Source organism: Pseudomonas sp. (assembly GCF_036387035.1).
GTDB lineage: Bacteria > Pseudomonadota > Gammaproteobacteria > Pseudomonadales > Pseudomonadaceae > Aquipseudomonas.
Genome location: NZ_DASVUM010000068.1, coordinates 18685 through 38245 on the forward strand (window position 1 = coordinate 18685; position 19561 = coordinate 38245).

At 60.5% G+C, this 19561-nt stretch carries 18 protein-coding genes and 1 riboswitch; of the genes, 4 read left to right on the forward strand and 14 right to left on the reverse strand.

What is annotated here, in order from left to right:
* The first annotated feature begins 123 nt into the window (after window positions 1-123).
* The gene (locus VF672_RS05990; protein WP_331102481.1) at window positions 124-669 is read left to right on the forward strand and encodes a cytochrome b; all 546 of its coding nucleotides are present in this window, start codon (window positions 124-126) and stop codon (window positions 667-669) included.
* A gap of 37 nt (window positions 670-706) precedes the next feature.
* Window positions 707-1303: a YceI family protein gene (locus tag VF672_RS05995; protein ID WP_331102483.1), complete on the forward strand. Its 597-nt coding sequence runs from the start codon at window positions 707-709 to the stop codon at window positions 1301-1303.
* 133 nt (window positions 1304-1436) lie between these two features.
* Here the strand turns inward: VF672_RS05995 and VF672_RS06000 are convergent, their stop codons facing one another.
* The 4 genes from VF672_RS06000 to ahcY all read right to left on the reverse strand — a co-directional run bounded on the left by VF672_RS06000 (window position 1437) and on the right by ahcY (window position 7048).
* Entirely contained in the window at window positions 1437-3362 is a 1926-nt protein-coding gene (locus VF672_RS06000) for a DEAD/DEAH box helicase (RefSeq protein ID WP_331102485.1), read from the reverse strand.
* A gap of 277 nt (window positions 3363-3639) precedes the next feature.
* On the reverse strand, window positions 3640-4449 hold the full coding sequence (locus VF672_RS06005) for a substrate-binding periplasmic protein (protein ID WP_331102487.1): 810 nt from the start codon (window positions 4447-4449) through the stop codon (window positions 3640-3642).
* A 154-nt stretch (window positions 4450-4603) separates the two neighbouring features.
* The gene (gene metF, locus VF672_RS06010) at window positions 4604-5449 is read right to left on the reverse strand and encodes a methylenetetrahydrofolate reductase [NAD(P)H] (protein WP_331102489.1); all 846 of its coding nucleotides are present in this window, start codon (window positions 5447-5449) and stop codon (window positions 4604-4606) included.
* A 189-nt stretch (window positions 5450-5638) separates the two neighbouring features.
* Window positions 5639-7048, reverse strand: a complete 1410-nt coding sequence (ahcY, locus tag VF672_RS06015) for an adenosylhomocysteinase (RefSeq protein WP_331102491.1) — start codon at window positions 7046-7048, stop codon at window positions 5639-5641.
* A 21-nt stretch (window positions 7049-7069) separates the two neighbouring features.
* Window positions 7070-7178: riboswitch (S-adenosyl-L-homocysteine riboswitch) on the reverse strand.
* Between the two features lie 189 nt (window positions 7179-7367).
* Here ahcY and VF672_RS06020 point away from each other — a divergent pair.
* Window positions 7368-7772 (forward strand): acyl-CoA thioesterase, encoded by a 405-nt coding sequence (locus VF672_RS06020; protein ID WP_122536437.1) that lies wholly within the window; start codon window positions 7368-7370, stop codon window positions 7770-7772.
* A gap of 144 nt (window positions 7773-7916) precedes the next feature.
* Here the strand turns inward: VF672_RS06020 and otnI are convergent, their stop codons facing one another.
* The 6 genes from otnI to VF672_RS06050 form a co-directional block, all read right to left on the reverse strand.
* Window positions 7917-8708, reverse strand: coding sequence for a 2-oxo-tetronate isomerase (gene otnI / locus VF672_RS06025; RefSeq protein WP_331102494.1), 792 nt, complete (start codon window positions 8706-8708; stop codon window positions 7917-7919).
* Between the two features lie 22 nt (window positions 8709-8730).
* Window positions 8731-10188 carry an SLC13 family permease gene (locus VF672_RS06030; RefSeq protein WP_331102496.1) on the reverse strand — a complete coding sequence of 486 codons (1458 nt, stop codon included), beginning with the start codon at window positions 10186-10188 and terminating at the stop codon, window positions 8731-8733.
* A gap of 84 nt (window positions 10189-10272) precedes the next feature.
* Window positions 10273-10935, reverse strand: coding sequence for an aldolase (locus tag VF672_RS06035; protein ID WP_331102498.1), 663 nt, complete (start codon window positions 10933-10935; stop codon window positions 10273-10275).
* Window positions 10932-12224: a 3-oxo-tetronate kinase gene (gene otnK, locus VF672_RS06040; protein ID WP_331102499.1), complete on the reverse strand. Its 1293-nt coding sequence runs from the start codon at window positions 12222-12224 to the stop codon at window positions 10932-10934. Before otnK ends, VF672_RS06035 begins: the two co-directional genes overlap by 4 nt.
* 10 nt (window positions 12225-12234) lie before the next feature.
* Complete coding sequence (ltnD, locus tag VF672_RS06045; protein WP_331102501.1) at window positions 12235-13257, reverse strand: L-threonate dehydrogenase; 1023 nt, start codon at window positions 13255-13257, stop codon at window positions 12235-12237.
* Window positions 13258-13342: 85 nt separating this feature from the next.
* Window positions 13343-14164: a DeoR/GlpR family DNA-binding transcription regulator gene (locus tag VF672_RS06050; RefSeq protein ID WP_331102503.1), complete on the reverse strand. Its 822-nt coding sequence runs from the start codon at window positions 14162-14164 to the stop codon at window positions 13343-13345.
* A gap of 169 nt (window positions 14165-14333) precedes the next feature.
* Here VF672_RS06050 and VF672_RS06055 point away from each other — a divergent pair, with 169 nt between their 5' ends.
* On the forward strand, window positions 14334-14720 hold the full coding sequence (locus VF672_RS06055; protein WP_331102505.1) for an MAPEG family protein: 387 nt from the start codon (window positions 14334-14336) through the stop codon (window positions 14718-14720).
* A 168-nt stretch (window positions 14721-14888) separates the two neighbouring features.
* Here VF672_RS06055 and VF672_RS06060 read toward each other — a convergent pair whose 3' ends face one another.
* From VF672_RS06060 to VF672_RS06075, 4 genes are all read right to left on the reverse strand, one after another.
* A complete protein-coding gene (locus VF672_RS06060) occupies window positions 14889-15308 on the reverse strand; it encodes a DUF1090 domain-containing protein (RefSeq protein ID WP_331102507.1) in 420 nt (139 codons plus the stop codon).
* 58 nt (window positions 15309-15366) lie between these two features.
* Window positions 15367-17052 (reverse strand): NAD-dependent DNA ligase LigB, encoded by a 1686-nt coding sequence (gene ligB / locus VF672_RS06065; RefSeq protein WP_331102509.1) that lies wholly within the window; start codon window positions 17050-17052, stop codon window positions 15367-15369.
* Window positions 17053-17309: 257 nt separating this feature from the next.
* Window positions 17310-18500 carry a methionine adenosyltransferase gene (metK, locus tag VF672_RS06070; protein ID WP_331102511.1) on the reverse strand — a complete coding sequence of 397 codons (1191 nt, stop codon included), beginning with the start codon at window positions 18498-18500 and terminating at the stop codon, window positions 17310-17312.
* Between the two features lie 20 nt (window positions 18501-18520).
* Complete coding sequence (locus VF672_RS06075) at window positions 18521-19516, reverse strand: metalloregulator ArsR/SmtB family transcription factor (RefSeq protein WP_331102513.1); 996 nt, start codon at window positions 19514-19516, stop codon at window positions 18521-18523.
* Window positions 19517-19561: the final 45 nt, after the last annotated feature.

Sequence of the window (19561 nt, forward strand, 5' to 3'; positions counted from 1 at the left end):
CCCCGGACGAAAATATGTCAGAAGATTTCAATCGGATTTCCTGATTCTTCAAAGCAACATTTTGCGCTTTCTTTCGATAGGTAAAGCGCTAGTCTCTCTCCCGGCCCTCACAGGATATTCAGCATGCAGCTACGCAACTCTTCTTCTCGCTATGGCTGGGTCAGCATCGTTTTGCACTGGGGTGTCGCGCTGACGGTTTTCGGCATGTTTGCGCTAGGGTTGTGGATGGTCGGGCTGGGCTACTACGACACGTGGCGCAAGGCTGGCCCGGACCTGCACAAGAGCATCGGCATTACGCTGTTCCTGTTCATGCTGATCCGGGTGATCTGGCGCTTTGTCAGCCCGCCGCCAGCGGCGCCTGGCACCCACAGCCGATTTGTCAAAACGGCTGCGAAACTGGGGCATGCGTTTTTGTACCTGGACCTGTTTTTGGTGATGTTCGCCGGTTACCTGATTTCCACCGCAGACGGTGTCGGGATTCCCGTATTTGGTTTGTTCGAAGTGCCTGCGTTGATCAGCGGACTGCCAGACCAGGCAGACGTGGCAGGCACCGTGCACTTGTACCTGGCCTGGACCCTGGTGATATTCGCGGGACTCCATGGGCTGGCCGCTTTGAAGCATCACTTCGTTGATCGTGATGCCACGCTTGTCCGTATGCTTGGCCGCTAGGCCTGATACCCAATTCAACTAGAAAGGAAGATGACGTATGTTGAAAAAGACACTGGCTGCACTGGCCCTCGGTACTGCCCTGCTGTCCGCAGGCCAGGCAATGGCTGCTGATTACACGATCGACAAGGAAGGCCAGCACGCCTTCATCAATTTCAAGATCAGCCACTTGGGCTACAGCTTCATCTACGGCACGTTCAAGGACTGGACCGGCACGTTCAGCTTCGACGCCGCCAAGCCTGAAGACAGCAAGATCAGCATCGACGTCAAGACCGCCAGCGTCTTCACCAACCACGCTGAACGTGACAAGCACATCAGCAGCAAGGACTTCCTGGACGTCGCGACTTATCCTGACGCCAAGTTCGTGTCCACCAAGGTCAGCAACGTCGGCAAGAACGCCGACGGCAAAACCACTGCTGACGTGACCGGCGACCTGACGATGCACGGCGTGACCAAGTCGGTTGTGGTCAAGACCACGTTCCTGGGCGAAGGCAAGGATCCATGGGGCGGCTACCGCGCTGGCTTCGAGGGCACCACCTCGATCAAGCGTTCCGACTTCGGCAAGATGATGGACCTGGGTCCACAGTCCGACACCATGGACCTGGACATCTCGTTCGAAGGCGTCAAAGCCAAGTAAGACAAGTTGTTGCAGTCATAAAGCGCCGGCCTTTGGGTCGGCGTTTTTGTGTCCGAGATTGCTTAAACCACGCAAACAAAAACGCCCCGAACCAGTCGGGGCGTTTTTATGGCTGCTGAGCAACCGGCGCTGCTTAACCTTCGCGGTTGCGGGTCAGCAGGGCTGGTTTTTCACCGCGCGGGCGGCTTGGCAGTTGATCAAGCTGCTCAGCCGAAGGGAAGCGATCGGTCTTGGACTCTTTGTGCATGATCTTCGGTGCCGGCTGACCGTCGCGGGGGCCGCGAACCGCTGGCTCCTGACGCGCTGGCTGTTGTTCTTCACGCGCAGGACGACGAGCGCGTGGCTGATCTTCGCGGCGCGCCTGACCGTCACGGCCAGAACCATTACGAGGGCCATTGCGCTTGGCGGGCGTACCTGCGGCGGTGCCGGTACTGGCGGGAGCGCTTGAACCCGAACCGCTGCCCGTTCCACTGCGCGGACCGCTACGGCCCGGCGCCTGACCACGCGGTGCCGGTGCGGCGCCAGTGGCAGGAGCGCCCGGACGACGGCCGCGGCTCTGGTTCTTGTTCTGGTAAGGACTGACGTAGTCGGCGCGGTTGCCGAAGTTGTCCACCTCGTCATCCAGGAACTCGTCCGGTGCACGGTTGGCACCTGAAGCGGCTGGCTGCGACTGGCGTGACTCGCTCGACGCTGTGCCCTGACGCGGCTTTTGAGGGCGTGCCGGACGTGCCGGGCGCTCGCCCGACGCTGCGGCCGCTGCCGGTTTTTCCTTGCCCTTGTCTTTGCCTTTGTCCTTGCGACCGCCACCACCACCGCTGCCGTTCGGCCCGTCGCCACGCGGGCCACGGGCATTGCGCGGGTTGCGCACGTCCGGACGCTCGCGGACTTCCGGCTTCTCGGCTTCAACCGCCGTGATGTCGAAGCCCATCAGATCGCCGTCGGCAATCTTCTGCTTGGTCATGCGTTCGATGCTTTTCAGCAGCTTCTCTTCGTCTGGCGCAACCAGCGAGATCGCCTCGCCGCTACGGCCTGCACGACCGGTACGACCGATGCGGTGAACGTAGTCTTCGTCGACGTTCGGCAGTTCGAAGTTGACCACGTGCGGCAACTGGTCGATGTCCAGACCGCGCGCTGCGATGTCGGTGGCGACCATGATGCGTACGGTGCCAGCCTTGAAGTCGGCCAGCGCTTTGGTGCGGGCGTTCTGGCTCTTGTTGCCGTGGATCGCCACAGCGCTGAGGCCGTGTTTATCCAGGTACTCGGCCAGGCGGTTGGCACCGTGCTTGGTGCGGGTAAACACCAGTACCTGTTCCCACGCGCCTTGAGTGATCAGATGCGCCAGCAGCGAACGTTTGTGGTTAGCCGGCAGGCGGAAAACGCGTTGCTCGATGCGCTCGACGGTGGTGTTCGGCGGCGTGACTTCGATGCGTTCCGGGTTATGCAGCAGTTTGCCGGCCAGCGCGGTGATGTCCTGCGAGAACGTTGCCGAGAACAGCAGGTTCTGACGCTTGGACGGCAGGCGCGCAAGGACTTTCTTCACATCGTGAACGAAGCCCATGTCGAGCATGCGGTCGGCTTCGTCCAGCACGAGGATTTCGACATGGGACAGATCGACGCTGCCCTGACCGGCCAGATCGAGCAAACGACCCGGGCAGGCAACCAGCACATCAACGCCGCGCGCCATGGCCTGGACCTGCGGGTTCATGCCGACACCGCCGAAAATGCAGGTACTGACGAACTTGAGGTTCTTGGCGTAGATCTTGAAGCTGTCGTGAACTTGAGCAGCCAGTTCACGTGTCGGGGTCAGGACCAGAACGCGTGGTTGACGCGGGCCATGACGCTGGGATTTGTCCGGATGACCGTTGGGAAACAACCGCTCCAGGATCGGGAGGGCGAAACCACCGGTTTTACCAGTACCTGTCTGTGCGGCGACCATCAGATCGCGGCCTTGCAACACGGCGGGAATGGCCCGCTGTTGCACTGGGGTAGGCTGGGTGTAGCCAGCAGCCTCGATGGCGCTGACTAAAGCCTCGGAGAGACCGAGGGAAGCAAAGGACATGAGTAATCCTGTCTTGAGTTGGGGCCATAGAGGCCCAAATAGGGATGATCTTCCAGGCGCAGACTAAAAGGTTCTGCACGTCACATGAATGCGCTCGACCCTGCTGCGGTCATCGCACACTCCATGGAAGGTGCAATGGCGTCCGGTCCTGTGGAGGTCTGTAAGTTCAACTCGGGCAGGGCGCGAAAAAGGCGCTGCTGACGTGTTCGAGAAGTCTTCTGTGAGACCGAGCACCCGGGCGCAAGCCTGGCGGGGACGCCGGAGTATAACAGAGCAATCACAACGCGCTGCTTTCCTGCTGCTCAACGGTTTTATCGACGCCTTTGCCCGATTCTGCAGAAACGGTCGCTGGTGTTTCGCCGGTGTATTGCGTCACCAGTTTCGCGTAGGCGGGTTCGCGCTTGAAACGTGTCAGCTCTGCGCTGAACCGCTGGGCCAGTAAATCCATGCCGGCATTGCGACGCAGCCCCAGATACTGCCCTCGGTGATTGAGCACGAACGGTAATTGACTGACTTGGCCACCGAGCTTGAGCTGCTCGATCATCTGTTGGCCTAGCAGGCGATCGGTCACCATCAAATCGATCCGGCCACGGATGAGTTTGCCAAAGTTCGCCTCATGGCTCGGCGCAGGTTCGCGGATGAACGCTGTCGAGCTGTCAAACGCCGGGCTGTATCGATACCCGGGGGAGACGCCAACGCTCAGCCCGTGCAGGTCGTCCACACCATTGACGACATGCGGTCTGGCATTGGCCTGAAACAGCACCCAGTCGACACTCGACAACGGTTCGCTCGGATACAGCAGATCAGCCCGCGCTTCATCCTTGAAGATGTCGAGAACACCGTCGGCTTCGCCTTCGCTGAGCATCATCAGACAGCGTTTCCATGGGAGAAACTGCCATTCGACGTCGATGCCCAGCCGCTCGAAGACAATCGCCGTGGCGTCATAGTCCAGACCGGAGGCGCGGTTGCCGTCCACGATGACGTACGGTGACCAGGGTTCGGTGACGATCCGCAGCTTTTCGCCCAGCGCACTGCAGCTGAGGCAGGCGAGGAGGGCGGCAACGGATATTCGGAGGATGGGCGACATGCGCGCGAGATTACGACGGGGGCCGACTAAATAGAAGCAGTGATTCTCAACAAAAACACAATGCAATGCTGAATGACGGCGCCGGCAGGGCTCGTGGTGACGAGGCCTGCCGCTGAAGCTGACGCCGCTCGAACCGTCTGAATTGAAGCCTCTCTTACGCAGAGAGCTTCAGGTTGTTCCAGACCGCCAGGCTCGGTTCGGCCTGATTCAGTGTGTAGAAGTGCAGACCGGGGGCGCCGCCGTGCAGCAGTCGTTCGCACATTTCAGTGATGACCTGCTCACCGAACGCCTGAATGCTCGCCGTGTCATCGCCGTACGCTTCCAGCTGCTTGCGGACCCAACGCGGGATCTCGGCGCCACACGCATCCGAGAATCGCGCCAGTTTGCTGTAGTTGGTGATCGGCATGATGCCCGGCACGATCGGGATATCCACGCCCAGCTTCTGTATGCGCTCGACGAAGTGGAAGTAGCTGTCGGCGTTGAAGAAATACTGGGTGATGGCGCTGTTGGCGCCAGCGTTGGCCTTGCGCACGAAGTTTTTCAAATCATCTTCGAAGTTGCGCGCCTGCGGGTGCATCTCGGGGTAGGCAGCGACTTCGATATGGAAATGGTCACCGGTTTCTTCACGGATGAAGCTCACCAGGTCATTGGCGTAACGCAGCTCGCCGCTGGCCATGCCCATGCCGGAAGGCAGATCACCGCGCAGGGCGACGATACGCTTGATCCCGGCTTGCTGGTACTGCGTCAGCAAGCTGCGCAAATCGGCCTTGCTGTCTCCGACACACGACAAGTGCGGTGCAGCAGGGACGTGTACTTCTTTTTCCAGCTGCAGCACGGTGTTGATCGTGCGGTCGCGCGTGGAACCTCCGGCACCGTACGTGCAGGAGAAAAAACCTGGGTTGTAGCTGGCCAGCGTGCGGGCCGTGGCAAGCAGTTTTTCATGGCCAGGGTCGGTCTTCGTGGGGAAGAATTCGAAGCTGTAGCTACGGTCTTGGGACATGGTCTTAACCTTGAAAGCTCAAAAGCCTGACGCGAACCCTGCAGGAGCCGGCTTGCTGGCGAAAACGGCAGTTCGGTCGACATCAAGGTGTCTGACCTGACGCTTTCGCCAGCAAGCCGGCTCCCACACGTTGCGGCCGTTCGTGCGGCGGCTGCGTGCCCGTAATGACGAGCACGCCCCGCAGACGTATCAGTAGCGGTAAGCGTGCGGCTTGAACGGACCTTCGACGGTCACGCCGATGTAGTCGGCCTGGGTCTTGGTCAGCTTGGTCACAACGCCGCCGAAGCCACGTACCATTTCCAGCGCGACTTCTTCGTCCAGCTTCTTCGGCAAGACTTCAACGGTCAGACGCTCGGCTTTCTGGGCAGGGCTCAGGTCCGCGTACTTCTGGCCGAACAGGAAGATCTGCGCCAGCACCTGGTTGGCGAACGAGCCGTCCATGATGCGGCTCGGGTGACCGGTGGCGTTGCCCAGGTTAACCAGACGGCCTTCGGCCAGCAGGATCAGGTAGTCGTCGTTCTGAGGATCGAACGCGCCAGCGCCGGTGCGGTGAATCTTGTGCACTTGCGGCTTCACTTCTTCCCATGCCCAGTTCTTGCGCATGAAAGCAGTGTCGATTTCGTTGTCGAAGTGACCGATGTTGCAGACGACTGCGCGTTTTTTCAGCGCTTTGAGCATGTTGGCATCACAGACGTTGACGTTACCGGTGGTGGTGACGATCAGGTCGATCTTGCCCAACAGTGCCTTGTCGATGCTCGCGTCGGTGCCGTCGTTCTCGCCGTTGATGAATGGCGAAACCAGCTCGAAACCGTCCATGCAGGCTTGCATTGCGCAGATCGGGTCAACTTCGGTGACCTTGACGATCATGCCTTCCTGACGCAGCGACTGAGCCGAGCCCTTGCCCACGTCACCGTAACCGATGACCAGCGCCTGCTTGCCGGACAACAGGTGGTCGGTGCCACGCTTGATGGCGTCGTTCAGGCTGTGACGGCAGCCGTACTTGTTGTCGTTCTTGCTCTTGGTGACCGAGTCGTTGACGTTGATCGCAGGGATCTTCAGTTCGCCCTTGGCCAGCATGTCCAGCAAGCGGTGAACGCCGGTGGTGGTCTCTTCGGTCACGCCGTGAACGCGGTCCAGGAGGGCCGGATATTTCTTGTGCAGCAGCTCGGTCAGGTCGCCGCCGTCGTCGAGAATCATGTTCACGTCCCACGGCTGACCGTCCTTCAGGATGGTCTGCTCCAGGCACCACTCGTACTCGGCTTCGGTTTCGCCTTTCCAGGCGAATACCGGGATGCCGGCAGCAGCGATAGCGGCAGCGGCCTGATCCTGAGTCGAGAAGATGTTGCAGGACGACCAGCGCACTTCGGCACCCAGGGCAACCAGGGTTTCGATCAGCACGGCAGTCTGGATGGTCATGTGGATGCAGCCGAGAATCTTCGCGCCCTTGAGCGGTTGTTCGCCGGCGTACTTGCGACGCAGGCCCATCAGGGCAGGCATTTCGGATTCAGCAATAATGGTTTCGCGACGGCCCCAGGCAGCCAGGGAAATGTCGGCGACTTTGTAGTCATTGAATTCGTTGGGCGTCAGTACAGCACTCATAAAGAGTCTCCATTCGTAGGGTGCGAATGGGCGCCGTTGTGCGTTTAAAGCTTGACCGGCCGTAAGCCTGATCAAACAACGCCCCATCCGAGCCTGACAGGTCTGACCTGCTGCAGCGCCCCTCGGACAGGTGGCGGGAAAACGGTAACAAGAGGTGATGACCGTTTTTTGAAGCGATGGCGATTATCTTTCTTTGAGCTGTAAGTGGCAAGCTGCAAGCGGTAAACAACAGCGGGCCAGCTTTTAACTTGCAGCTTCAGGCTTGAAGCTTGAAGCTTGGGCACAACCATTACCGTCTCCCAGACACCCCGGAGCCCCCATGAACTTCCACACCCGCAAATGGGTTAAACCCGAAGACCTCAACCCCAATGGCACGTTGTTCGGTGGCAGCCTGCTACGCTGGATCGACGAAGAGGCGGCCATCTACGCCATTGTTCAGCTAGGCAATCAGCGTGTAGTGACCAAGTACATCTCCGAAATCAACTTCGTCAGCGCCTCGCGTCAGGGCGACATCATCGAACTGGGGATTACCGCCACCGAGTTTGGCCGTACCTCCATCACCCTGACCTGTCAGGTGCGCAACAAGATCACCCGCAAGAGCATCCTGACCGTCGAAAAAATGGTTTTCGTGAATCTGGGCGAAGACGGTCTGCCAGCGCCGCATGGCAAGACCGAAATCACCTACGTGAAGGATCAGTTCAAGGAAGAATCGATCAACGAGTGATTCCCGCAATGGACGCAGATTTTCGATCAATGCAGACCCAGTAGGAGTGAGCTTGCTCGCGATTGCTGTGTGTCAGACGAAGTGGTTTCGCGGGTCTGACGCATCGCGAGCAAGCTCACTCCTAAAGCAGGAAACGGGTGCCTGTTATGCCGGATGACGCGACTGCCAGTCCCGCAGCCACTGCAGCCCTTCGCTGGTATCGCCTTTTGGACGGTATTCGCAGCCGACCCAGCCGGTGTAGCCCAGGCGGTCAATCTCTTCGAACAGCCACGGGTAATTGATTTCCCCCACGCTTGGTTCGTGGCGGTCCGGCACGCCGGCAATCTGGATGTGGCCGATGCCGGCGAAGTCGCGGCGCAGTTTGCTGGTGACGTCGCCTTCGACGATCTGGCAGTGATAGCAGTCGAACTGCACCCGCAAGTTGTCCGCACCGACTTCTTTGAGCACCGCCTGGCCTTGATCCTGACGGTTCAGGAAAAAGCCCGGAATGTCGCGGGTGTTGATCGGCTCGATCAACACCGTCAGCCCGACCTTTGCCGCCTGTTGTGCGGCGTAACTCAGGTTTTCCAGGTACACCGCGTGATGCTGCTCACGCAGGTCTTCACTCGCCAGCAAGCCGGCCATGACGTGAACGCGGTCGTTGCCCAGCACCGCGGCATACTCCAGCGCCTTCTGGAAACCGTCTCGAAACTCACTCTCACGGCCGGGCAACGACGCAATCCCGCGCTCGCCCTTACTGAAATCGCCCGGCGGGGCGTTGAACAGCGCTTGAGTCAGACCGAAGTCATCCAGGCGCAGCTTGATTTCCTCAGCCTTGAAGTCATAGGGGAACAGGTATTCGACACCCTTGAAACCGTCGCTCGCCGCCGCCGAGAACCGCGCCAGGAAGTCGTGTTGTGGGTACATCATGCTGAGGTTGGCAGCGAAGCGAGGCATGGTTATCTCCTAATTGAAGCCGTTAGACGAAAGGCCAGAGCAGCAGCGTCATCAAGAAACCGAGCGTGCCCAGTACGGTGACCAGAAACGTCCAGGTGCGCAGGCCGTCAGCCACGTTCAGGCCGGCAAGTTTGGTGAACATCCAGTAACCGGCGTCATTGATATGCGACATCGCCAAGCCGCCACCGCCCATGGCCAGACACAGCAGGGCCATGTGGTTGGCGCTCAGGTTCAGCGTCGCGATCAGCGGGCTGAGAATGCCGGCGGTGGTCACTAGCGCCACTGTGGTCGAGCCCTGTACAGCGCGCAACAAGAGCGTCAGCAGAAAGCCCAGCGCGAGCACTGGCAGGCCGGTATTGCGCAGTGCTTCGGACACCACCGCGCCGATGCCGGTGTCTACCAGCACCTTGCCGAACACGCCGCCGGCGCCTGCAATCAGAATCACCATCGCCACGCCGGGCAATGCCGAGCCCACGACATCGGACACCTGACTGCGGCTCCAGCCACGGCGCGAACCCAGCAACCAGGCGCACAACAGCGTGTCGATCAGCAGCGCCACCAACGGCGCGCCGAGTACGGTCAGCACGCTGCGCAGCGTCGAGTCGGCGGGCAACATGGTGGTCGCCAGCGTGCCCAGCAAGATCAGAATGATCGGCAGCAGAATCAGCGAAATGATGATGCCCGCGCCCGGCGCCGGTGCTTTTGGCAGGCGGGCCGCCAGGCTGCTGGCGTTTTCTTCCAGCCCCAGCTCTTTGGTGTGGGTCGCTTCAGACACCCGCGAGTAATCGTTATTGGCCCAGGCCACCAAGTCTTCATTGGTGACGTGGGAACCGTACACTTCGCTGCGGATATCGTCGGTCATCGGGTAGACCTTGCGGGTCATGCGCCCGGCGATCAGGTAGCCGATCAGGCACAGAACGCCCACCATCGGCAGCCCGAACATCAACACACGACCCAGGTCGGCACCCAGCTGGCCGGCGGCTGCAACAGCGCCTGGATGCGGCGGCAGAAAGGCGTGCACCGACAGCAGCGCAGCGCACATCGGCAGTGCGTAAACCAGCAACGGCTTGCGCGCAGCCCGGGCGACGCCGTAAGCCAGCGGCATGAGAATGATCACGCCCACCTCGAAGAACACCGGAATACCGACCATGAAACCTGCAACCGTGAGGGCCAGCGGCGTGCGCCGGTTGCCGAAGCGGTTGATCAGCGTCTTCGCCAGCGCTTCGGCGCCGCCGGACAGCTCGATGATGCGGCCGATCATGGCGCCCAGGGCGATGATGATCGCAATGTGGCCAAGGGTTTTGCCCATGCCGCCTTCGATGGTCGCCACCAGATCGCTCGGTTTAACCCCGGCCACCAGCGCCACGATAATGCTGACCAGCATCAGCGCCACGAACGGTTGGAATTTGTATTTCAGGACCAGAAGCAGCAACAGCGCAATGCCGGCTCCGGCAACGATCATGAGGAATAGAGGAGTCATGTTGTGTCCCGTTGTTATTGTTTTCCGGCGAAGCCGGTCCGCCGAAAACCGGAAGGCCGGTTTTCGATCAAAACGGCGTTGGGGTTACCAGTTCACGCCGAAGGTCTGGCGCAGTTCTTCCAGCGCCGCTGCGTCCAGCGGTTCAGGTTTGGGGTTGCTCATCAGCCAGAGGCGAGCGGTCTCCTCCAGCTCTTCCAGCGCATAAGAAGCCTTGGCGACCGAGCTTTCCCAGATCACCGGGCCAAGCCGTTCGAGCATCACGCCGCGCACACTGTTCGCCAGCTTCGCGACCTGTTCGGCGACGTTCGGCGAGCCGGGGCGCTCGTAAGCGATCAGCGGAATGTGCCCGACTTTCATCACCTGATACGGCGTGATCGGGGGGAGGATGTCGTCCGGTTTCCAGACGCCGGCCAGGGTGAGCGCAACCAGGTGCGTCGAATGGGTGTGCACCACGCCGCCGACGCCGGGATTGCGGTCATAAACCTGACGGTGCAGGGCCAGGGTCTTCGAGGGTTTGTCCCCGGAAACCCACTCGCCTGCCAGATTGACCTTGGCAATGGCCGCAGGGTCCAGACGCCCAAGGCAAGCGTCGGTCGGAGTGATCAGCCATCCGTCATCGAGACGGGCGCTGATGTTGCCCGCGCTGCCGACGGTGTAACCGCGTCCGAACAGCAGACGGCCGGTGGTGCAGATTTCTTCACGCTGCTTGTTTTCAGCGCTCACTGAACTGCTCGTTGCGTTGCTCATCGGGCACCCCCTGCCAGCTGCTTGAGGGCTTTATCAAAAAAGTCGCGGCCACCGAAATTCCCCGATTTAAGCGCCAGGGCCAGAGGCGTCGCGCCGCTGCTGATGGTCGCCGGAACACCCGGGTCAATCTGCGCGCCGATCTTCAGCAGGCTGACGCCCAACGCCTGAACCACGGCGCCGGAGGTTTCACCGCCGGCGACGACGAAACGTTTCACGCCTGCATCCAACAATCCTCGGGCAATCTGCCCCAGCGCGTCTTCGACCAGTGCGCCAGCACGTTCAACACCCAGCTTTTGCTGCACGGCTTTGACTTCTTCCGGGCTGCTGGTCGCGTAGATCAACACGGTCTGCCCGGCATCGCGTGCGAACGCCAATGCCTCTGCAACCACCGGTTTGCCGTCGGCCAATGCCAACGGATCAATGCGCAGGGCGGGCCGGCTCGCCTCAATCCAGGCCGCAACTTGCCCATTGGTGGCAACCGATGCGCTGCCAGCCAGCACCACTTCGCCGCCGTCGACTTGCTCAAGGGCCGCGGCATTAATCTCGCGCAGCTTGCCCGCCCTGCGGAAATTGCCTGGCAGCCCGAGTGCGAGACCCGAACCACCGGTGAGCAGCGGCAGGTCGGCGCAGGCCTCGCCCAAGGTGTACAAATCCGCGTCTGACAACGCGTCGGCGATCGCCATCACAACCCCGTCGGCACGCAGCTCTTCGATGCGCGCACGTACGCCATCAACGCCTTTGGCGATGCTGTCGTAACGCAGCAGCCCGACTTTCTGCGAGGTTTGCGATTGCAGAACGCGGACCAGATTGGCGTCGGTCATCGGCGTCAGCGGGTGGTTCTGCATGCCGCATTCGCTGAGCAACTGGTCCTGCACGAACAAGTGGCCGCGGAAAATGGTGCGACCGTTTTCCGGAAATGCCGGGCAAGCCAGGGTGAAGTCGCTGTTCAACGCCTTGAGCAGCGCTTCGCTGACTTGGCCGATGTTGCCTTTGGCCGTGGAGTCGAACGTTGAACAATATTTGAAGAAAATCTGTTCACAGCCGCGGTCACGCAACCATTGCAGGGCGGCGAGGGATTCCTCAACGGCTTCGGCGGCCGGAGTGGTGCGTGATTTCAGAGCGATGACGATGGCATCGGCGTCCATTTCAGCCAGGCTTTCCGCGCTCGGGATACCAATGCTCTGCACGGTGCGCATGCCGCCACGCACCAACATGTTGGCAAGGTCAGTGGCGCCGGTGAAGTCATCGGCGATGCAGCCCAGTAGAGGGCGCGCAGTCGTAGTGCTCATCAGCGTCATCTCAGTTGTTTTCGGGCTTGGCGGTTGGCAGTTCGATGCCCGGGAAAATCTTGATCACTGCGGAGTCATCTTCACGCCCGAAGCCTGCGGTGGACGCTTGCATGAACATCTGGTGGGCGGTGGACGACAGCGGTAGCGGGAATTTGCTGGCACGCGCGGTATCCAGCACCAGGCCCAGGTCCTTGACGAAGATGTCGACGGCCGACAGCGGCGTGTAGTCCGCCTTAAGGATGTGTGGCACGCGGTTCTCGAACATCCAGGAGTTGCCGGCGCTGTGGGTGATGACCTCATACAGAGCGTCTGCATCCACGCCTTCGCGCAGGCCCAGTGCCATGGCTTCGGCACTCGCGGCGATGTGTACGCCAGCGAGCAACTGATTGATGATTTTGACTTTGGAGCCTAAGCCGTGAACGTCGCCCAGGCGATACACCTTGCCCGCCATGCCGTTGAGGACCGCGTCGGCCTTGGCGTACGAATCAGCCGGGCCGGAGGTCATCATGGTCATTTCGCCAGCGGCTGCTTTGGCTGCGCCGCCGGAGATCGGAGCGTCGAGGTAGAGCAAGCCTTTATCGGTGAGGCGCTGACCCAGTTCAACGGCGAAGGTGGGCGCGACAGTGGCGCACCCGATGATCAGGCTGCCAGGGCGCAAGGCGGCGACTGCACCCTTGTCACCGAACAAGACGGTTTCGGTCTGCTCGGCGTTGACCACAACGGTGATGATTACGTCACAGGCAGCGGCCATGCTCGCGGGAGATTCACAGGCAACGCCGCCTTCACTGGCGAACTGCTCGGTTACCGCAGCGCGCACGTCACAGGCATGAACGTTGAAGCCGCTGCGTAGCAGGGAGCGCGCGATGCCTAAACCCATCGCACCCAAACCAATAACGCCGACATTTTTGTTAGTCATGAATCTCTCCTCGGGTGAGCGCCGAAGTTCATCAGCACTCGAACGGTGTTTGTTCTGATCTGTTAAAGATAGTGAGCCTGTGATCGGATAATGTGAGGTGCTTTTTTCGGTTAACAAAAATTAACACCGGTGCTATGGCGCAAAAAAAGCCCCGGAGGGCTGCCGGGGCTCTAATACCATTGCCGCTATGGGGACGATGCCGTCAGCGGGGCGTGTTTACCGAGGCCAGCATCAGCTCAACCCCCAGTGCGCGAATGCTGTCCGCAGCACCATGGGCGAGGCGATCATCGCTGATGATCGTGTCGAATTGCTCCAGGCCGGCAATTTTGTACATGCCGAACGTGCCGTATTTCGTGCTGGTGGTCAGCAACACTGTGCGCGATGCCGACTGCATCGCCGCCTGTTTGACCTCAATTTTCAGCGCAGAAGGGGTAGTGGTCCCACGCTGCAGATCCCACGAGCTGGTCGACATGAATGCCACATCGGTCGCCAATTGCCGCAGTGTCGCTGCCGCCAGTCCGCCGACGGAGGATCGGTTCGGATGGTCTAGCAGCCCTCCGGTGTGAATCACGTCGACATGGGTCGCGTCAGCGAGAGCGTTGACCACACCAAAATCGTTGGTCACCACGGTCATGCCCGCGAGCGCCACGATATGCGGGACGATTTCCAGTGTGCTGGTGCCGGCGTCCAGGTACACGGTCATTTCAGGATGCAGAAGGCTGGCGGCCAGTTTCGCCATCGCCTGCTTGTGCGGAAGCTCGACCACCGCCTTGGACTGATGACTGGGCTCGCTGTGCACCTGACTGGCGATGCGTACGCCGCCCGTCACCGAATAGGCGCGGCCGCTTTGCTCGAGCAGCGCGATGTCGCGGCGCACGGTCATGTGCGAGCAATCAAACATCTCCATCAGCTGATGCACGCTGAGCACCTGATGCTTGCGCAATTGGCGCAGCATCAACTCTCGGCGCTGATCGGGAATCATCGGCGCTGCGCCACTGACGGCGGCGTCTTCTTCGCTGGACATGCAGGCTCCTGGGCAACGGGATTCAGCCATACTTGGCTGCGTGGCAGGCATCTTAGCCAATCATGCGTCTGCGAAAGAACCTTTCGCAGGGATGTGGCTCTTAGCCGGTGTAGAAACAGTGGCCGAAACGCTTCCGATGAAGCGCAGATTCTAAAATAAGGATTCAGGTATGACCGTAGCGTTTTGGTGTGTGTTAGTTGTGATTCTGCTGCCCCTGGTCTGCACCTCGATTGCGAAATTCAGCAGCGGGAGCTTCGGCGCCAGGCAGAACCACAATCCGCGTGATTTTCTAGACAACCTTGAGGGCCTGCCCCGTCGGGCCCATGCCGCGCAGCAAAACAGCTTCGAAGCGATTCCAGGATTCGCGGCCGGCGTGATCATTGCCCACGTTGCGGGCGTTGCGCAGCTAGTGACCATCGACGTACTCGCCGTCTTGTTCGTGACGAGCCGGCTGCTCTACATCATTTTCTACCTGGCGGATCTTGCCGCATTGCGCTCGCTGGCATGGGCGATCGGGCTCGGGCTGGTGATAGCACTGTTTGGTGTTTCGGTTTGATCGCTCAACCCTGGCGCTGACACCCTGAGATGTTGCCGCGAAAAGGACCCTGTGGGGGTGAGCTGGCTCACGAAGAGGCCAGCACCTCCGCCAGATTTCATCGGCGCAAATGCCGTCTTCGCGGGCAAGCCCACTCCAACAGACAAAGACGAAGGCGCGCAGAGAACCTTATTCGTCGTCCTCGTCGGGCTGCACCTTCTCCAGCTTCTCCTGCTCGTCCTGCAACTCTTTGCGGGACTCGGCCAGCTTGTCTTTTCGCTTGTCGATTTTCTCCGGATCGCCTTTGCTCATCGCCTTGTTCAGATCGGCCTGGCGGCGGCTGACTTCGCGTTTGGCATCCAGTACTTTCTGTTCCTGCTGCTTGAGCAGGTCCGCGTCGGTGCAGTTGGCGTTCATTTCACCTAGGGCTTTTTCCAGCCCCGCCTGCTGACCGGTGTTGCCTGCAGCCTTGGCGTTTTCGATCTGGGTGGTGATGTCCTGACGCTTCGCAGCGCATCCGGACAGTTCCGGCGCTTGTTCAGCGGCCCATAGAGGCGCTGCCAGCAACCCGCACACGGTGAAGGCAATGAGGGATGATCGGAATTTCATGAATACTCCTTGAATACACACAGCCGCACGCTCTAAACAATCATGCAGCCCTTAAACACTAAAAACCTGAAATGCCTTCCTCCCTCAGCTGCCTGCTCAACGCCTGCACCTGAGGGCTCTGAAAAAATGCATGTAACTGCTTCGCACGCCCCGGGCCAATGCCGGGCTCGGCCTGCCATTCATCCATACTGCGCGATGCCAGTGCCACCCAGGACTCACCCAGATCAACACCCGTGGCGGGCGGCAAACCGATGGCTTTGAGCCAGACAACAAAAGGCTTCTCACGCGCCGCCTGGAAACTTGCCAGCAGTTTAGCGCTGCTGCGCTGACCTAGACCGGGAATGTTAGCAAGCTGCGCAGCGTCGAGGTTCATCCAGTCCAACAAACCATCGATTTGCCCAGCCTGAATCAACGTGTCCCACGTGCCCGGGCCCACGCCGGTCAGTGATAATCCCTTCTTGCCGCTCAGCCATTTCAGCCTCTCCCGGAACTGACTTTGGCAGCCCTCGACAGGTTGCCAACAGCTCAGCGAATGGAAATCTCCGGCTCGCGGAACGGCCAACGGTGTGCGCTCGACATTGCGCGACACCACCTCATCAAGGCGTGGAATCGTCAGCCCTGCGAGGCTAATCGCGACGTGATCACCGGGCCGAATGTCCATCTCCTGCCAGCGCTTCAATGAGCCCACGCTGATGCGAGAGACCATGCGGTCATCCAGGCGCACCGGCTCGATGTCCAGGACAGGGGTGATCTTGCCGCTGCGCCCGACATTGAAATTAACCTTGCGCACCTCCGCCAGCGCCTGGGCAAACGGATACTTCCACGCCGCAATCCAGTAAGGCGCTTTGGCCTGCCAGTGCTCTGCCGAGGGGCGCTCTCGCTGCCGGATGACCACGCCATCGGTGGCAAAGGGTAGCGGCGAGCGGTACCAATGCTCCCGCCAGTTCTGTGCCTGAACGAAACCTTCCAACGGTTCGCTGAAGCGCGCGCTGTCCTCGAAACCCATAGCCCTGAGTCCGGCCAATCGCCCACGCATATCCAGCGGACCCTCCGGCCAGTCCCAGACGAACAGGCCTACCTGCGCGCCTTCTTCCGCGCTGATGGCATGCCGCGCCAGCAAGCCCGCCACTTTACTGCGAGCGTTCAGGCTGCCGGCGTCTGCCTGAACGTGGTCTGTCAGCTTCCAGTACAGCTCGCCCTGAAGGATTACGGTCTTCTCCCACGCAAGACGCCGGGGAATCGCCTCGATCTGGTGAGCATGTCCGGTCCAGTCTTGCCCGGATACCCCATCGCCCCGGCTAATGGCGCTCACCAGTTTGCCGTCTACATAAACCAGCGTGACCGCCACCCCGTCTACCTTCGGTTGAATCCACAGGTCACTTCGGCCCTTGATCCAGGCCTGCACGGCGGCCTCGTCCGGCAGCTTGGTCACGCCGGTGTGAGGAATGGGATGTGCAACGGTGCCGCGCGAGGTTTGCAACGGATTTGACGGCGTCACCGAGGTGGCAGCGAAACAGCCTCGCAAACGGGCAAGGCGTTGGACGGATTGGTCGTAGAGCTCATCGGCCACCAGAGACACGCCCTGGCGGTGGTAACTGTCGTCCCATTGCGTGATCTGGTCGTGCAGCGTCAGGATCTCGCTTTGGGCTTTTGCTAATGGCCAGTCGGGGCAGGAAGAGCCATTCGCTGCGTTGGAAATAAGGGCGATCAGGGCGCAAATCATCGCGCGAGAGAGGGGCTGCATCGGAGCTTCCTTGCCGAGGGAGAAGGTCCGCAAGGCTAGGTTTTCTACAAAGGGCTCACATTACGCCTTGGTTACCGGGTTTGTCGCGCACCGGTACAGCCAGGCCCTGCTCCCGGTCCGGATGCGTATTGAGCCGGCTAGCCACGAGTGCAAAATAATGTTTCATCCCGGCATAAAGCAAAAAGCCCCTGACGACTTCCATCGCCAGAGGCTTTTTTTGTACCGGGTGCCGCTAAGCGCAATGCACCCGACGGGTATTACAAACCGGCAGCAGCGCGCAATGCGTCGGCGCGGTCGGTTTTTTCCCAGGTGAACGTGGTGAAGGTGTCGTCGCCCACGGTCTTGGTTTGCGGCGTGCGGCCGAAGTGGCCGTAGGCTGCGGTCTCCTGGTACATCGGGTGCAGCAGGTCGAGCATTTTGGTGATCGCGTACGGACGCAGGTCGAAGTGCTCGCGGACCAGTTGGACGATCTTGTCGTCGCTGATTTTGCCGGTGCCGAAGGTGTTCAGCGAGATCGATGTCGGCTGGGCGACGCCGATGGCGTAGGACACCTGAATCTCGCAGCGCTCGGCCAGGCCGGCAGCCACGATGTTCTTGGCAACGTAACGGCCAGCGTACGCCGCCGAACGGTCAACCTTGGATGGGTCCTTGCCGGAGAACGCGCCGCCGCCGTGACGCGCCATGCCGCCGTAGCTGTCGACGATGATCTTGCGACCGGTCAGTCCGCAGTCGCCCACCGGGCCGCCGATGATGAACTGGCCGGTCGGGTTGATGTGAAACTGAGTGTCTTTGTGCAGCAGTTCGGCAGGCAGCACGTGCTTGACGATCAGCTCCATCACGCCTTCGCGCAGGTCGTTGTAGGCGACTTCCGGGTTGTGCTGAGTCGACAGAACAACGGCGTCGATGCCCACCACGATGCCGTTTTCATAGCGGCAAGTGACTTGGGATTTGGCGTCCGGGCGCAGCCACGGCAGCAGGCCGGATTTACGGGCTTCGGCCTGGCGATGTACCAGCTGATGCGAGAACGCGATCGGCGCCGGCATCAGCTCGGCGGTTTCGTTGCTGGCGTAACCGAACATCAGGCCCTGGTCGCCAGCGCCCTGATCTTCAGGCTTGGCGCGGTCGACGCCTTGATTGATATCAGGAGACTGCTTGCCAATGATGTTCATCACGCTGCACGTGGCGCCGTCGAAACCGACGTCAGAGCTGGTGTAGCCGATCTCGCAGATCACATCGCGAACGATCTGCTCGAGGTCAACCCATGCACTGGTGGTGACTTCGCCAGCAACGATGGCCACACCGGTCTTGACCAGGGTCTCAACGGCAACGCGAGCCTGTTTGTCCTGAGCAATGATGGCGTCCAGCACCGCATCGGAGATCTGGTCGGCGATTTTGTCCGGATGTCCTTCAGACACGGACTCGGAGGTGAAAAGGGAGTATTCGCTCATCTCGACGGTTTTCCTGATTATTACCGATGGTGAGTGTTGCCAGCCGGTCGCTGAAAATGGCGGACCTGGATCTGGAAACCATTACGTAAGCCTATGTACAGGCTTTCCCCGGGGACCAGCCCCGCAGCGATGGCCCAACGGGCCAGATCTTCCTGTTCGAAGCCTAACCAGAGATCGCCACAGGCCTCCTTGGCCCAGCTCTGGTCATGACTGCACAACTCTGTCACCAGCAGGCTACCGCCCGGTTGCAACAGGTTGGCCAATTGTTTGAGCGCGTCGGCGGGCGCGGCGAAATGGTGCAGTACCATATTCAAGACCACGCAATCGCCGGAAATATTAGCGTTGGCCAGGGCATCGGCCAGTTTCAGCTCGACGTTAACCAGCGCCTTCTGTGTGCAAATCTTGCGCGCCAGATCGAGCATTTCCGGGCTGTTGTCCAGCCCGGTCACGTGCTGAAAGCGCCGCGCCAGGTCAGGGAGAAAGCCGCCATCCCCGGGCCCCACTTCTATCGCCGTGGCGTCGGCGGGAAAGCTCAGCTTGTCCAGCAACGACAGCAGGCTGTCGCGGTATTGGGGCAGTCCCGCAATCAGGTCCTGCTGGGCACGAAATTTCTCAGCGGTGCGTGCGAAGAAGTCCTGACTGGCATTCGCCCGTTGTCGGTGAACGTGTCCGATGCGCATCTGTACGTCATCGGGCAGGCGCAGGTTGTCGGCTTCTTCGAGCATGGCCGCATGCAGCTTGCCGCCGGTGTGTTCGGTGTGGGGCAGGGCGCGTCGGTAAAAGATCGCGTTGCCTTCACGCCGCGTCGCCACCAGATCGGCCTGCGCGAGCACCTTGAGGTGATGGCTCATGCCGGACTGGCCGATGGCAAATATCTGCGCCAGCTCCAGCACGCCAAAGGAATCGTTCGACAGCGCACGCAAGACATTCAGCCGCAGCGGGTCGCCGCCGGCTTTGCACAGGGCAGCCAACTCGTCGCAATCATCATGGCTAATGGCAGGTACGCGAAGATTCATAAGGCAGGCAGTCTAGTTATCGACCGTGCCCGTCGCAAGGTCAAT